At 69.4% G+C, this 13,373-nt stretch carries 13 protein-coding genes and 4 pseudogenes; 6 read left to right on the top strand and 11 right to left on the bottom strand.

Translation table 11 applies throughout. The annotated features are described in order from the left end of the window. Positions 1 to 161 precede the first annotated feature (161 nt). Positions 162 to 842 (bottom strand): TetR/AcrR family transcriptional regulator, encoded by a 681-nt coding sequence (locus ABTY20_RS04040; protein WP_351995438.1) that lies wholly within the window; start codon positions 840 to 842, stop codon positions 162 to 164. Between the two features lie 92 nt (positions 843 to 934). Here ABTY20_RS04040 and ABTY20_RS04045 point away from each other — a divergent pair, with 92 nt between their 5' ends. Next, positions 935 to 1,900 carry an NAD(P)-dependent alcohol dehydrogenase gene (locus ABTY20_RS04045; protein WP_351995439.1) on the top strand — a complete coding sequence of 322 codons (966 nt, stop codon included), beginning with the start codon at positions 935 to 937 and terminating at the stop codon, positions 1,898 to 1,900. 20 nt (positions 1,901 to 1,920) lie between these two features. Here the strand turns inward: ABTY20_RS04045 and ABTY20_RS04050 are convergent, their stop codons facing one another. After that, positions 1,921 to 2,133 carry a hypothetical protein gene (locus tag ABTY20_RS04050; RefSeq protein WP_351995440.1) on the bottom strand — a complete coding sequence of 71 codons (213 nt, stop codon included), beginning with the start codon at positions 2,131 to 2,133 and terminating at the stop codon, positions 1,921 to 1,923. A 68-nt stretch (positions 2,134 to 2,201) separates the two neighbouring features. Here ABTY20_RS04050 and ABTY20_RS35325 point away from each other — a divergent pair. Continuing rightward, positions 2,202 to 2,258, top strand: a pseudogene (locus tag ABTY20_RS35325) (DUF6207 family protein); the annotation flags it as partial. A gap of 211 nt (positions 2,259 to 2,469) precedes the next feature. Here ABTY20_RS35325 and ABTY20_RS04060 read toward each other — a convergent pair. From ABTY20_RS04060 to ABTY20_RS04075, 4 genes are all read right to left on the bottom strand, one after another. Further along, positions 2,470 to 5,895, bottom strand: coding sequence for a S8 family serine peptidase (locus tag ABTY20_RS04060; protein ID WP_351995442.1), 3,426 nt, complete (start codon positions 5,893 to 5,895; stop codon positions 2,470 to 2,472). Positions 5,896 to 6,521: 626 nt separating this feature from the next. Beyond that, on the bottom strand, positions 6,522 to 7,016 hold the full coding sequence (locus ABTY20_RS04065) for an integrase core domain-containing protein (protein WP_351995443.1): 495 nt from the start codon (positions 7,014 to 7,016) through the stop codon (positions 6,522 to 6,524). A gap of 90 nt (positions 7,017 to 7,106) precedes the next feature. Further along, on the bottom strand, positions 7,107 to 7,550 hold the full coding sequence (locus ABTY20_RS04070; RefSeq protein WP_351995444.1) for a hypothetical protein: 444 nt from the start codon (positions 7,548 to 7,550) through the stop codon (positions 7,107 to 7,109). Positions 7,551 to 7,764: 214 nt separating this feature from the next. After that, the gene (locus ABTY20_RS04075; protein ID WP_351995445.1) at positions 7,765 to 8,097 is read right to left on the bottom strand and encodes a hypothetical protein; all 333 of its coding nucleotides are present in this window, start codon (positions 8,095 to 8,097) and stop codon (positions 7,765 to 7,767) included. 121 nt (positions 8,098 to 8,218) lie between these two features. On the opposite strand from ABTY20_RS04075, the gene ABTY20_RS04080 reads away from it, so the two are divergent. Beyond that, complete coding sequence (locus tag ABTY20_RS04080) at positions 8,219 to 8,671, top strand: hypothetical protein (protein ID WP_351995446.1); 453 nt, start codon at positions 8,219 to 8,221, stop codon at positions 8,669 to 8,671. Between the two features lie 404 nt (positions 8,672 to 9,075). On the opposite strand, the gene tpg is transcribed toward ABTY20_RS04080, so the two are convergent. Continuing rightward, complete coding sequence (tpg, locus tag ABTY20_RS04085) at positions 9,076 to 9,630, bottom strand: telomere-protecting terminal protein Tpg (protein WP_351995447.1); 555 nt, start codon at positions 9,628 to 9,630, stop codon at positions 9,076 to 9,078. A 118-nt stretch (positions 9,631 to 9,748) separates the two neighbouring features. Continuing rightward, a pseudogene (locus tag ABTY20_RS04090) lies at positions 9,749 to 10,008 on the bottom strand (transposase); the annotation flags it as partial. A 142-nt stretch (positions 10,009 to 10,150) separates the two neighbouring features. Between ABTY20_RS04090 and ABTY20_RS04095 the strand changes: the two are divergent. After that, on the top strand, positions 10,151 to 10,528 hold the full coding sequence (locus tag ABTY20_RS04095; protein ID WP_351995448.1) for a peptidase inhibitor family I36 protein: 378 nt from the start codon (positions 10,151 to 10,153) through the stop codon (positions 10,526 to 10,528). A gap of 23 nt (positions 10,529 to 10,551) precedes the next feature. On the opposite strand, the pseudogene ABTY20_RS35330 reads toward ABTY20_RS04095, so the two are convergent. Both ABTY20_RS35330 and ABTY20_RS04110 read right to left on the bottom strand, forming a co-directional pair. Continuing rightward, a pseudogene (locus ABTY20_RS35330) lies at positions 10,552 to 11,629 on the bottom strand (IS630 family transposase). 59 nt (positions 11,630 to 11,688) lie between these two features. Beyond that, positions 11,689 to 11,895 (bottom strand): annotated as a pseudogene (locus tag ABTY20_RS04110) (DnaB-like helicase C-terminal domain-containing protein); the annotation flags it as partial. Positions 11,896 to 12,223: 328 nt separating this feature from the next. Here ABTY20_RS04110 and ABTY20_RS04115 point away from each other — a divergent pair. Next, entirely contained in the window at positions 12,224 to 12,364 is a 141-nt protein-coding gene (locus ABTY20_RS04115; protein ID WP_351995450.1) for a hypothetical protein, read from the top strand. Continuing rightward, a complete protein-coding gene (locus tag ABTY20_RS04120; RefSeq protein ID WP_351995451.1) occupies positions 12,361 to 12,918 on the top strand; it encodes a restriction endonuclease in 558 nt (185 codons plus the stop codon). Before ABTY20_RS04115 ends, ABTY20_RS04120 begins: the two co-directional genes overlap by 4 nt. A 227-nt stretch (positions 12,919 to 13,145) precedes the next feature. Here ABTY20_RS04120 and ABTY20_RS04125 read toward each other — a convergent pair whose 3' ends face one another. Next, positions 13,146 to 13,271, bottom strand: a complete 126-nt coding sequence (locus ABTY20_RS04125; RefSeq protein ID WP_351995452.1) for a hypothetical protein — start codon at positions 13,269 to 13,271, stop codon at positions 13,146 to 13,148. Positions 13,272 to 13,373 lie beyond the last annotated feature (102 nt).

The raw sequence follows: 13,373 nt of genomic DNA on the forward strand, positions 1-13,373 counted from the left end.
GCCCTGCCCGTGAAACGGGGCGGGCGCCGCTGCGTCCCACCACGGCTGCCGGTCAGCCGTGGTGGGTGATGTAGCCGTCTTGGTGTAGGCGTGCACGTCCGCGCGGGCACCGGAGGGCCTATATGAATCTGGATGTGCCCTGCGGTAGGTACCGGTTCATGTCAGGCTCTGGGGGGCCGCCGCCTCTGGGGATTGTCAGTCGTAATCGGGAGGCTGCGCAGTGTCAGCGCAGCCGGCGGGGGCAGCGGTTCGTTGGCGGTGTCGGCGCGGAACGACTGGAGCAGATAGGCCACCAGGCGCCGGGACGCCGCACCATCATCCGGTAGGGCGGTCACCAGAGCGCAGTGTGCCAACAGGGCCACGGCGAGGTCGGAAGGATGAAAGTCGGCCCGCAGCGCGCCCGACGCCTGTGCCCTGCGCACCAGGGTCGTGAAGTCCCGCTCGGCCCGTTGCCGGGTCTGCGCGTGTTCCGAGGTGCTGTCCGGGAAGGCCGCGACGAACGCGGCCGGGAACCCGCGTTCCTCCCGTTGCAGCGCGCAGACCGCCTCGACCAGCTGCTGGAAGCCCTGCCACGGGTCGGGGGCGGCCAGAGCCTCGGTGAGCGCCCGCACGCAGGTCTCCATCTGCTGCGCGAACGCACCCCGCATCAGGGCGTCCCGGGTCGGGAAATGCCGGTACAGCGTCGCCACACCGACCCCGGCCCGACGGGCCACGGTCGCCATCGGGGCATCGATCCCGTGCTCCGCGAAGACCGCACGGGCGGCGACGAGGACGCGCTCCCGGTTGCGCCGGGCATCCGCCCGCACCCCGTCCCGGGCTGTGATCCAAGAGGATTCCGCCATCACTGTCTCTCGCTTCCGGCTTAAGCGGACGATTGCGTCCACTTGAGAGCTTACGGTCAATGCCGGACCCCTCCGGCAGCAAAGGCAGAACGATGAACGACCGCATGATGAAGGCAGTGCTCTACGACCGCTACGGCGGCCCCGATGTGCTCTACACGAGCCACGTGCCGCGCCCCGAGCCGTCCCCCGGCGAGGTCCTTGTGCAGGTGCGCGCGTTCAGCGTCAACGGCGGCGAACTGGCAGCCCGTGCCGGCCGCCTCCGCCTGCTGACCGGCCGGAGATTCCCCAAACGCGTCGGCCTGGACTTCACCGGCGAGGTCGCCGCACCGGGCGCCGGAGTCACACAGCTCGCGGCCGGCGACCGCGTATGGGGGGTCCTGGGTCGCACCTCCGGGTTCGGCAGCGCCGCCGAGTACGTGACCGTGCCCGCCGAGCGGGTCGGCCGGCTCCCCGACGGACTGGATCCGGTGGACGCCGCCGCGCTGCCGGTGGCCACCACAGCCATCACCGCTCTGCGGGACAAAGCCGGGCTGCGCCCGGGCGAACGACTCCTCGTGCGGGGTGCGGCGGGAGGTGTCGGCAACGCCGCCGTCCAGCTCGGACGGGCGTACGGCGCCGAGGTCACGGCCCTCGCCCGCGCAGCCAACCTCGACTTCGTCCGCGGGCTCGGCGCGCACAGGGCCGTCGACCACCGGACCGTGCGGCCGGCGGAGCTGGGCCGCTTCGACGTGGTCCTGGACACCGTGGGCACCGACCTGCGGGCCTTCAGGCGCCTGCTGAATCCCGGCGGACGCATGGTCACCATCGCCTTTGATCTGAAACGGCCCGTGGCGTCGCTCGGCTACCTCGCGGCCAGCACGGTCCACGGACACGGCCGGGTGCGCTTCTTCAGCGGCAACCCCACGCGGGCGGACTTCGACGACCTCGCCCGCCATGTGGTCGAGGACAAGCTGAGCCCCGCGGTGGACACGGTCTTCCCCCTGGAGGAGACAGCAGCGGCACACCGGGCGCTGGAGGCGGGCGGCGTCCAGGGCAAGTACGTGGTCAAGGTCGCGTAGGACTCCTGCGAAGGCGCTGATCACAGCCGTTCGTCAACGGCAGTGATGAGATCGGTCGTCCCGTAGTGGACCGCCGGCTTGCCGTAGCGCGTGGCGACGCGCGATGCCTCTTGAGAACGCCGCCCGCATCCCTCGTCGTACAGGGGCGGCACCACGTCCTCGGGGAAGGCCGGAAGCACCATCGAGCGCGTCTGCACGGTCAGGCGGTCAGGCTGCGGTAAGTCAGCACGCATGCCCCGTCGTACCCGGTCCGGGTGACACTGCTCGGGCTGGAGGATTTCGGCGGAACGTTGTGCCGGGTATGAGGCCGCTCAACGACGCGCATGTGGCGGAGCCGGGGCTCGCGGTAGTGGAGGTCGCGGCCGCCGATGACGAGACCGCGTTCGCCTTCCAGGAGCTGCTGCCCACCCACGCAAGGCGCTCGGCTGGGAAACCCCAGCCGAGCGTCCGTCCAAACTGCTCGCCACCACACGTCAGTGATCACGTGTTGCAATGACCCCTGGAATTCGCCTTCGACCCGGGCCCTGTCGGTGAACGGGCCCTTCGGCCCTCGCTCTGCTGCCCTCGCCCTACCGGACCGTGAGGTAGGCGCGGTCGATCGTCTGGACCAGGGTGTTGCCGTCACGGTCGGTCAGCTCGGCACGCAGCGAGACGGTGCCCGGCTGCGCGGGGTGGTTCAGCGACAGGTGGGTGCCGTTGACGGCTCTGGCCGTGGTCCAGGTCCTGCCGTCGTCATAGGACACCTCGAACTCCAGCTTCTTGGCCGTCCGAGCGGTGGCCGCGCCCTCCACGGTGAAGGGCACCTGGAACCTCTCACCGGCCTTCGCCGTACTGGTCGGTGACAGCTCGGGGGAGAAGCGGACCACGGACAGCGGCAGCCGGGCCCAACTGTCCCCGGACACGCCGGCCGACCTGAACGTCCACTGCGCCCGCACGCGGGTGCTTACCAGGAGTAGCTCGGGGTCCCGGGAGGCGTCGACACTCAGTTCGTACCGGCCGTCCCCGGCGGGGACGGTGTACTCGGCGATGTTCAGCGGATCGCCCTCGGCGGGGATCTCCTCGCCGTCGGCGCGGAGCGAACTCTCCAGCTCCGTGTAGCCGTTGCTGCTCTCATGCCCGTCACTGTCGCCGAACATGGGCAGATGCGCCTTGATCGTGTTCCCGCTCCGCGCGATCCCGGGACGCCCCCACCGCGGTTCGCCCTCGCCCGGGGGCAGGAGCGGACCGAAGACACCGACGTTGAACCGCGCGGTGTAGCTCTTCTTCGGCTGGTACGCCGTGAACCTTCCCAGCTGCGCGTTCCCCGACTCCCACTGGTGTACGGAGTAGGACCACTTGACGCCGTTGCCGAGGACGTATTCAGAGGTCCGCAGCGGCAGTTGACGCTGGGTGGGGGTGCTGAAGTCGGCAGCGAACTCGCCGATGGGTGTCAGGGGCGTCACCGCGACCTGAGCGGTTGACTCAGGGCCGGGCCTGCCGGCCGTGAAGTCGATCTCGGCCAGCTGCTCGCGCCGGACGTCGGCGGTGAAGCCGCCGAGCGAACCCGTGCGGTTCCACGCGAGACGGTAGTTCACTGCGTGCCCGTCGGCCGACTGGCGTGTCCAGAAACCGCTGTACTGGGCGTATGCCGCGTCCTTCGGTGCCTTCGGGCCGATGTGACCGACCTTGAAGCTCTGGAAATCGGGGAAGTCGAAGATGGACGGCATAAAGCCCAGGGGCTGCCCGTCGGAGCGGGTGTAGCCCGGGATGAGCTGGGCGTGGTGGTTCTCGGCTCCCGCGTCGGGGACGGTGATGCGCGTGGGCTTGGCCTCCCGGGCGTCCATGACGACCGTGGTGTCCTTGGTCAGCTGCAGGGCCGGGGCCAGGAGGAGGGAGTCCGGAGCGGCGGACTCGCCACTGGCGTTGAGGACCCCGGTGAGCGCATAACCGCCCTTGGGCAGGCGCACCGTGATCTCGCCGTCCGTCGCGTCGGCGAACTCCTGGTAGTAGTCGCGGTCCCGGCCATCGATCGCCGTGAAACCCTTGCCGGTCGGCTTGCCGTCGTCGTCCAGATGCTTGATGGTCAGGTCGTACGACTCGATCTCGCGCTCCACGCCGAAGGCGGTGCGCACCCGAATCCGGCCGTTGGCCGAGGCTGCGGTCACCGAGCCGCCGTACGAGCCGTAGGCCTCGCCGCCGACGCGCGTATCGGCGGTCACCGTGGTGCTCGCCGCACCGCCCGCCGCAATGGTGAGCTGCCGCGACGACATCTCGAACATGCCCTCGGGGGCGGGCCCTCCGTCCATCCCGAGCGCCTCGATCGCCAGGTCCAGGACGACCGGCTCGGTGCCGAGATTGCGGTACGTGATTTCCTTCGTCACCGGCTCGTCATCGCTGTGAGGCCACTTCGGGCGGCCGAAGCCGAGCGGCCCCTGCTCGGCGATGACGGTCTGCCCGATCGCCCGGGCCACATCGGTGCGGCCGGTGCCCTGCTGGTACGCGCTGTACGGGCCGGGCTCAGCGGAAGCGGTGAGCGCCGCCTTGATCCGCTCGCCGCTCCAGTCCGGGTGCTGCTGCGCCAGGATGGCGGCGGCGCCCGCGACATGGGGAGTGGCCATCGACGTGCCGCTCTGGGTGGCGTAACCGGGCGTCCCCGAGGGGAACACCTGCTCCATGCCGCTCGCGGTGGAGGCGGCAGCCGTGATGTCGACGCCCGGCGCGGTCAGGTCCGGCTTGACTCCTCCGTCACCGACGCGCGGGCCGCGGCTGGAGAAGTCGGCGAGCTTGTCGGCCTTGTCGACCGCGCCGACCGTCAGCGCGGACTCGGCGCTGCCGGGCGATTCGACGGTGCTCTCGCCGTCCTCGCCCGCGTTGCCCGCGGCGATGACGAACAGCGTGTCCGTCTCGGCGGAGAGACGGTTGACCGTCTCCTCCAGCGGGTCGATGCCCTGGGTGTCGGTGCCGCCCAGACTGAGGTTGACGACCTGGGCGCCCTCGGCGACCGCCCACTCCATGCCCGCGATGATGCTGGAATCCCAGCCGCCGCCACTGTCGTCCAGGACCTTGCCGTCCAGGATGCGCGCGCCCGGCGCGACGCCCTTGTACCTGCCCTGCGACCTGGCACCCGTACCGGCCACCGTCGAGGCTACGTGGGTGCCGTGGCCGACTCGGTCGACGCTGTCCTCGGCGTCGGAGAAGTTCCGTTCGGCGATCTCCTGGCCCGCCAGGTCGGGGTGCGTCTGGTCGACGCCGGTGTCCAGCACGGCGACCTTGACGCCCGTGCCGTCGAACCCGGCGCCCCAGGCCGTCGGCGCGCCCGTCTGGGCCACGCTCTTGTCCAGGCTGGCTTGGCGCTTGCCGTCCAGCCAGACTTTCACCACCTTCTTCGCCGCCGGTGCGCCGGACAGCCGCGCCGTGCCCTGTCCACCGTCCCCGCCGTCGGTGAAGGTGTCCCAGAACGCGGAGTGGCCGTGCTTGTCGGCCCGTAGCGCCACGCCGTTGACGCTGGTCAGTTCCTGGCCGGCCTTGGCCCGTGCGTCGCGGAAGGCGCTCGCGGGGGGTGTCTCGTCCCCGGCGTAGGTGACGATCAGCGGCAGGTCGGACCGGCTCGCGTCGTCGTACCCGTACGCGACGAGTTGCGTCACGTCGAACAGCCGCCGGTCGAGCTTTCCCTGGGCGACAGCCGACGCCGCGTCGCCCGGTATGACGAAGCTGTGCCCGTCGACCTTCCGGACCGAGAACGACGCGCCTTCGCGCCCCTTGGCCCTCTCGATCGCGGCGACAGAGCCGTCCGCGGCGATCGACACCTTGTCGCCGGTGATCAGCGTCACCGTTTTGGCGCTCTTCGCGCCCGGAACGGACAGGTCCCTCCCTGAGCCTGCCGGAGCGCCAGGGGCCAGGGCGACGGCCTGGCTCACCCCCGGCATCCCGGTCGCGGTGACTACGGCGGCCATGGCGAGAGCCCCCAGCGGGGCGGCCGCACGTATTCGTCTGCCGGGAGATAAGGACATGCTCATGCCTTCTCTTTCGTCGGGGGATGAAGGAACGGAGGGCTGGAGCACACAGGCCCGCCCCGCGATGACTCCGAGGTCGGAATGTCACGCCGTCCCACGTCGGCCAGGACAGGTCGGCAGTGGGTCCGCCGCCGGAGGCAGACCGCCCGGGCCGCGGGACCGGGATGCCGAATACCTCGCGTGCTGAGCGATCACGGTCGTTGAGGCTAGGTCCGCCGTGCGACCGGACCTGGCTCGGACGATAACGGAACCGCATCGGTCGATCCGAGGATGTGCCCGGGGACCGCCACGTGGCCGACGGCAGGCGACCGCGGCCACGTCAGCCAAAGCTGCGCCTGCCGCGCCGACGGACGGTCTCACCGACCGCACATTCCCGTCCGTCGTACCCACTGCACACCGTGGTGGTGGTCGGCGTGAGCAGGCCCCCGGCGCGCGCCGTGTGGTCCTGCCGTCACCGCCGCACCCGGCTGGCGACGGCCCGCGACGTGCGCGGGCCACGTCGGCCCAGTCACCGCCGTTCTCCACGCGAAAGCCGTTGGCCGTGGGCGCGGTTGTCCTGGTCGACGAGGGTAACCAGATGGGCGGCGGCCCGGTGCCGCCTGTGCCGCTCGAAAAGTCATCGTTGCCGGTCAAGCGATATACCGGTACTCGCTGATCACGCCGCCGAGGATCTGGGTCCGCAGCGCTCGGCGAGCGTTGAGGTCGTGCACGGTGGCATCGGGCCGTTCCTTGGCATCAGGCGGTGGTTGCTGTCGGGCCTGGTGAGGTCGGTGGGCGTTGTAGTGCCGTCGGTAGACGGCCAGGATCTGGCGGGCGTGGGCCTCGTTCACGATCAGGACGTGGTCGGGCATCTCGCGCCGGACGCTGCCGGTGATCCTCTCGCAGCGGGTGCTCATCCGAGGAACCCGCGGGGCACTCAGGATCACCTCCAGCTCCTCGGCCTTGAAGACCGTGTCGAACGCCTCACCGTACTTGCCATCGCGGTCACGCAGCAGGAACCGCAGAGACTCGATGCGCATGCCCAGGTCGGCGGGATTCCGCGCCTGTTGCCCGGCCCACTCCCGGGTGGGCCGGGCGGTGACTTTGGTGATGTGCAGGCGCCTCGTGCCGTGCTCGAGGAGCACCAGTGCGTACGGCCTCGTGCCGAGCGCGGTGTCGAGGTGGAAGAAGTCTGCCGCGATGATCCCCTCGGCCCGGGCGGCCAGGAACTCGCGTCAGGGTGGACCGGCACGACGCGGCGCCGGGTCGACGCCCGCGGCGTCGAGGATCCCCCAGACCGTCGAGGCAGCGATCCGATGCCCGAGTCGGGTCGACTCTTCTGGGATCCGCCGGTGCCCCCACCGCGGGTTCTCCCGGGCCGGCCGCAGAACAAGCGTCTTGACCGCCCCTGGGGTGGGCGGGCGTCCGGTGCGTCGGCGTGCGGTGTGATCCCACTGGGCGGCGACGAACCCGCGGTGCCAGGCGAGCAAGGTGCCCGGGATGACCGGGAAGACCTCGCGCCAACGTCGCCGGGGTACCAGCCCGAAGAGGGCAGCGAACCAGAACCGGTCGGCCGGCTCATAGCGGACCGGGCCGGCAATCCGCCGGCGCAGGACTGCGTTCTCATACCGCAACACGAGCAACTCGGCACCATTCACGGTGTCACAGCGCAGCAGCACCGACGGGAACGGTACAACAGCCTCCGGACCACCCTGCACGGCAGAGACACGATCACACGGACATGACCCCAGGACCGAACCCCACCACTCCCCCACCTGTCCCGATGACCTTTCAAGCGGCACACGTCCACACCCGGCAGCAGCGGCGCTATCCGCTCCCACGCCGCATCCGTCAGCTCACCACGACCCACCACAAGACCGTAGTCATCTACGGTCAGTCGCCCATGAACCACAGATAGCTGCCCGGCGTCGTCGCACACGCTCGCAGAAGGTCAGCGAGGTCACGTAGGGCTGCCTTCTGCTCTTCATCCGTGCACCCGTGGATCAGGGCAGTAACTTCCTGCTGGGCAACATGAGCTTCCTGTTCGTTGAACAGCGTGTCGCCATACGGATCGATCCAGCCAAGCTTGCCCGAGCTGTGCCGGTCGAGAGAGCTCAATGCACGCGCCAGCGCTGCACCGTGCTGATAGGACCCTCGCAGGAGGGTCTCACGAGACGCTCTCTTTCGCACGGACCGCCCCGAGTGCAGTTCCAGTTCGATCCCCATGCTCCTCCTTCAACGACGGCCGTTGAAGCTTGACAGAGATCATTTGACAGACAGATCCCAGCCCTCGCGTCCGGCTCTGACACCAGGACGGACGCCCCGCCCTCGCTCCCGGGAGACCCCGTTGCATCGCTCCACACTCACCGCTGCCGCCCTGGCCGCACTGTTCCTCACCGCAGGCTGCTCCTACGAGCCCGAGGCGAAGCGTCCGAGCCCCACCACTGCGACCGCTTCCTCCGGCAAGCCCACCCAGGCCCCTGCCACACAGCCGCTCGGCCTGGACCTGCCCAAGAACGCGCAGACCCTGGTGCCCGAGACCACCGGCAACAAGGACCAGGAACTGCCCGCATTCACCCCGCAGGAAGGCGCCTACACCCTCCACGCGGCATGCGAGGGCAAGGGCAAGGTCTCGATCGTGGACCGGGACAGCAACAACCCCCACCCGGTCACATGCAACGGGGTCCACACCGTGGGCGTCGTCTACGAAGACAAAAAGCCCCAGCACCTCACCATCCAGGTGACCGGCGGAACCCCCGTCTGGAAAATCGCGGTGGTCTCCGGGAACCACCAGCCCTGACACAGCCTTCGCCGGGGCCCTCATCCCCGTGTCCGGCCAGATGCCAGGCCTGGACGCCGGCCCCACGGCACCAAAGCTGTGGCGTCTTCAGCCCAGGCGCTGTAAGGCGCTCCGGCGGCCGAACAAGGCGCGTCCCGCCCAGGAGGAGTTCGGGCGGGGCACGGACGCGGGAGGTGAGTGTGCTTACTTCCCTCACCGCGCTGGGACTGAACGCCGGAGCAGGGCTCTCGCTCTCTGCGATGGTCTTGCTGCCCCCTCCAAGCAACAGGACCGAGCCAGTGATGACCACGGCGGCGGAGCCGATGGCGCCGACGATGTCCCCGCGACTGGCCGGCGCAGAGGACCACGCCGAGGTCCACACGGCCAGCCGCCGAGCCCAGGGCAGCGGCCCTCACCCCGGCCGGCTATAGCTCGGACGCAAGGTGCTCGACATCGGTGAACTCCACCTCCAGGCCGTGGGCGTGGCGGCCTCCGTCGCGGAAACACACCTCCCCCAGCCCTTCGGCGGCGATGCCGCGCAGCCGCTGTTCGCTGGCGCCGGCATCCTTCGCGTCGAAGAGGCGGGCCGCGTACTGGGGCGGCAGGGCGAGGGTGAAGTGGCGGATGCGGGCGTCGTCGGTAGTACCGGACGCGGCAGTGAAACCAAACCGAGCCCGGGTGTCGACGACCAGGCCCGTGCTCGTGGTGGCCTGACGGCGGGCGCGCTCGCGGCCCCGGGGCTGCCAGCGCTCGCGCACCGCGTCCTGCAGGCGCTGGGCGAGGTCGGCGCGGGGTCGGCGGATCTGGTCCTTCACGTACCGCTCCACGGTGCGCTGCGAGACGCCGAGCGCGTCGGCCACCGCGCGGGTGTCCTTGAGCTGCTTCACGAGGTAGCGCATCTGCGCGCCGGCCGACTTGGGAATCGGGCGGGTGAACGCCTGCTGGGCGGCGCGGTTGAGGCCGTCTCCGATGACGCACATCGGGGGCTCTCCGTTCATGATCGGGCGTGTGGGCCGCTGTGGGGCAATCACGGGCGGGCCGGGGAAAAAAATTTGCCCGGGGCGGTTACTGAGGTTGAACTCGTGATGTCGCCTCGTGTCAGGTGGGTCGGATGGTCAGACCGGTCTCCGCGAGGCAGCCGTCGATAGGTGGCTGCGGTACTGGATGTGCCGCAGTCCGCGTCGGACGGTCTGGACGAGGTGTTCAGGGGTGCTGAAGGCGACGTTCGAGAATCAGCCGCGTCGCAGGAGCGACCAGATCCCCTCGACGGGGTTGAGGCCGGGTGCGTAGGGCGGCAGTTAGTAGATGGTCAGCCAGTCCCGGGTTTCGGCGAACTTGCGCAGGCCGGCAGCTTTATGGTTGAACCGTATGCGTGCGCAAGCCGTTTATGACTGCATGCCCTTGAAGAAGCGTTTATGACTGCATGCCCTTGAAGAAGAGGGGCCGTAGGCGGCTGCACCATGGCCGCGCTTCCACGGGCAACGACGGGAAGAAGTACTCATGAAACTGACATTCAAGACCTCGGTAGTAGGAGCAGTCCTCGCCTCCACCGCCGTACTGGCGGCTCCGGGAACCGCATCGGCTGATGAACCCGTGACCCGCTGCGAAGAAGGCCAGATCTGTCTCTACGACGGCCACAACCTCACCGGGAGCAACCTGCAGCTCCAGTACGGGGTGGACATCCCCAACCTCGGCTGGGCGTGGAACGACCGGGCCAGCTCGGTGTGGAACCGTGGCAGGGGGGCCGTCTGCATCTACACTGATGCCGACTACCGCGGCTACCACTACACCATAATGCCGGGTGAGAAGCAGGAACTTCTGTTCCTCTTCGACAACGCAGTGAGCTCCCTCGAGTACGGCGGCTGCGGGGCCCCCTGAGCCGGCTGACCGACCCGAACCCGCTACTGAGTTTGTCGGCGTGATGTCGTCAGGGTGAGTCCGGTTGCGGCGAGGCATCCGTCGATGGTTTCGCTACGGTACTGGAGTTCGCGGAGGGTGCGGCGCAGGATGTGCATCAGGTGGTCGGGGCCGGTGAAGGCGGTGTTGTTCTGGCCCGCGCGTCGGACCAGTGACCAGATGCCTTCGACCGGGTTCAGGTCGGGTGCGTAAGCCGGTAGGCGGTGATCCAGTCGCGGGCGTGGATGAAGGCCCGCAGCCGGGCGTCCAGGTGCACGTTGAGGCTGTCCCTGACGAGCACGAAGGGGGCGCTGAGTTGCTGGTGGGCAGCGGTCAGCAGGTCGCGGTAGTCGGTCCAGGTGAAGCTGCGCCGGCCACCGCGCTTGTGGTCGACGTGCCGCTTGGGCCGGAAGACCAGGCGTGAGCGTTCGCCCTGCTTGCAACAGGCCAGGGCGGCGCTCGAAAACCGGCGCTGGGAACGTCCCCGTACTCGGATCACGGGCGTGTGCCCGCGCCCTGCCCAGGTGCGGGAGGTGGGCGGCGTCATCGAGAAGCCGGCTTCGTCCTCGAAGACGATCCAGCCGCCGAGCGCCGCCGCGGCCCTTTTACCTGAGGCCAGGTCTCCTTCGCCCAGCCGGCGACCGCGCCCTCGCCACGCTCGATCGCCCGTCGGGCCGGAACCTGGTGGCTCCACCCGTGACGCCGGAGCATCCGCGCGATGGCCGAGAGCGTGAGGGTCCGGTGGAACCGGCGTCCGATCAGCGTCTTGATCCTGGCCAGGGTCCAGGTCTGATCCGGCCAGCCGTGCGCAACCGGCCCCTTGGCCAGCTCCTGCTCCAGAACCGCGAACAGGGCCTCGTTCAACTTGGGACGGGCGGCCGACCCCTTGGAATGCAGCGTCTGCCGGCCGCCTTCCTGCCAGGAACGGCGCCAGCGCTGCACCGAGCGCACACTGACCCGCAGCTTCTTCGCCACCGCCGCATTGTCCTGTCCTTCAGCGAACATCTCGGCCGCCTCCATGCGGATGCGTTCGCGAAACGCCCGCCGCTCGGCGGTCAGGCCGCCACCTTGCGGATACCTCACAGTTCCGGCATACCGCGACAACCATCACTTGTCAGCCTCGCGACATCACGTCGACAAGTTCAGTAGAGGGTCGGTTCTTCCGCGCCGGACATGTCGCGCAGGCGACTGCAGTGGAACTGGTGGGCCACGGTCACGGTGGCGGTGGGTCCGTTGCGGTGCTTGGCCACGATCAGGTCGGTCTCCCCGGCGCGCTCGGACTCGGGCTCGTAGTAGTCCTCACGGTGCAGCAGGATGATCGCGTCGGCGTCCTGCTCCAGCGCGCCGGAGATGCAATGGCTGCTCAGCAAGACCCCCAGCCGGCCGGCGCATCACCGCTCACCAAAACCGTGAGACGGCCCGGCAGGCCGAAATAAGAGCTCGTAAAGCCGCACGCGAAGAGCAAAAGCGGCAGACGGCTGCCACCGCTGACGAGAAGCGCCGCGCGCGTGAAGCGGCGCGAACGCTGCGACGCGAGGTGCAGAAACTGCTCGATGACCTCCCTGCGCGGGGAACACCGCAGGACGAGGCGATCGCCCACTGCCTGGAAAGTCGCTCGGGGCATGCAATCCGCGCCTCCAGGCCGAGGCGGAGCGACTGGCCCGCCGGCACATCGCCGTGGACGAACGCATCCTGTACATCGCGCAGTCGGTGACCGAGGGCAACGCACGCCCCGCCTTGCTGATCCTCACCGACCGCGGAGCGGCCGTATCGGACAAGGGCGTCTCCCACCGGTTCGGCCCCAGCCCGAGGACGTGAGTGAAGCCACCGAATGGGGCCCAGGACATCTGACGGTCGGGGATCTGGCTTTCCATTTCTTCCCGTACTCGCGCCTGCGGGTCGCCCTGGCAGCCCGCGAAGAGGCCGCTGCAGCCGGTTCGCCCGCTGCCACACCCCATCGCCCCGCACAACGGCTGATCCGCGACGCCCGGGACGCGGACCTCGTTGCCGTCGACTGGATGCGCTCCCTGGGCTTCACCGATGCCGTGGCCACCCCCGTCGGTGCGGACGAAGGCATCGACGTCCTCGCCGAGCGCGCCGTGGCCCAGGTGAAGAAGGAAGGGAGCCGCACCACCCGTCCCACCGTCCAGCAACTGCACGGTGCGGCGACCGCCAAGCAGCGCGCCGCACCGTTCTTCTCGATGGCCGGTTACACCCCGCCGGCCATCACGTGGGCATCTCATCAGGACATCGCACTGTTCCCATACGACCTGCAAGGAACACCACAACCCGTCAACCCGCCCGCCCTCCGCCTGCTGGAAACAGCCGACAAGCAAGCAGGCCGAGCCACGGACACCTCTCACGGCTCCTGATGCGGGACCGGGACGGGGAGTCCCCCGCCCTGCTCGACGCAGTCCTCGCCGATGCGGGGACCGAGGTCGTGCTCGGCGGTGTCCGGATGCCGCGGACGAACGCGGTCATGGAATGCCGGGTCCAGACCTGTAGGCGCGAGCTGCTGGACCGGACCTTGATCCGGGATCAGCGGCATCTGTCCCACGCCCTGCAGGGTTCGAGCATTCCACACTGTGCACCGGGCCCCTCAGGACATCGCGAACGCCCGCCCGTTGAACCCGTTGCCCCGCAGATCGCCGATCCGGACCAGATCGCCTGCCTCGAGGCACGACGACGCGATCGCCTCGGCGGCCTTCTCCACGAGTACGAGCATGCCGCCTGACCTCCCGGACGAGGATTTCGGCAAGGGCAACGATCGCGCGTCTCGACATGCGCAGACGCACACGACTCGGCGGCACCCTCCACGGGTACACCC

This window comes from Streptomyces sp. NPDC126497 (genome assembly GCF_040302425.1).
Lineage (GTDB): Bacteria > Actinomycetota > Actinomycetes > Streptomycetales > Streptomycetaceae > Streptomyces.

Coding starts and splice junctions, on each gene's coding strand:
- ABTY20_RS04040 (WP_351995438.1), bottom strand. CDS start 842: ATGGCGGAATCCTCTTGGATCACAGCCCGGGACGGGGTGCGGGCGGAT.
- ABTY20_RS04045 (WP_351995439.1), top strand. CDS start 935: ATGAACGACCGCATGATGAAGGCAGTGCTCTACGACCGCTACGGCGGC.
- ABTY20_RS04050 (WP_351995440.1), bottom strand. CDS start 2,133: ATGCGTGCTGACTTACCGCAGCCTGACCGCCTGACCGTGCAGACGCGC.
- ABTY20_RS04060 (WP_351995442.1), bottom strand. CDS start 5,895: ATGAGCATGTCCTTATCTCCCGGCAGACGAATACGTGCGGCCGCCCCG.
- ABTY20_RS04075 (WP_351995445.1), bottom strand. CDS start 8,097: ATGGGGATCGAACTGGAACTGCACTCGGGGCGGTCCGTGCGAAAGAGA.
- tpg (WP_351995447.1), bottom strand. CDS start 9,630: ATGTGCGTCATCGGAGACGGCCTCAACCGCGCCGCCCAGCAGGCGTTC.
- ABTY20_RS04095 (WP_351995448.1), top strand. CDS start 10,151: ATGAAACTGACATTCAAGACCTCGGTAGTAGGAGCAGTCCTCGCCTCC.
- ABTY20_RS04125 (WP_351995452.1), bottom strand. CDS start 13,271: ATGCTCGTACTCGTGGAGAAGGCCGCCGAGGCGATCGCGTCGTCGTGC.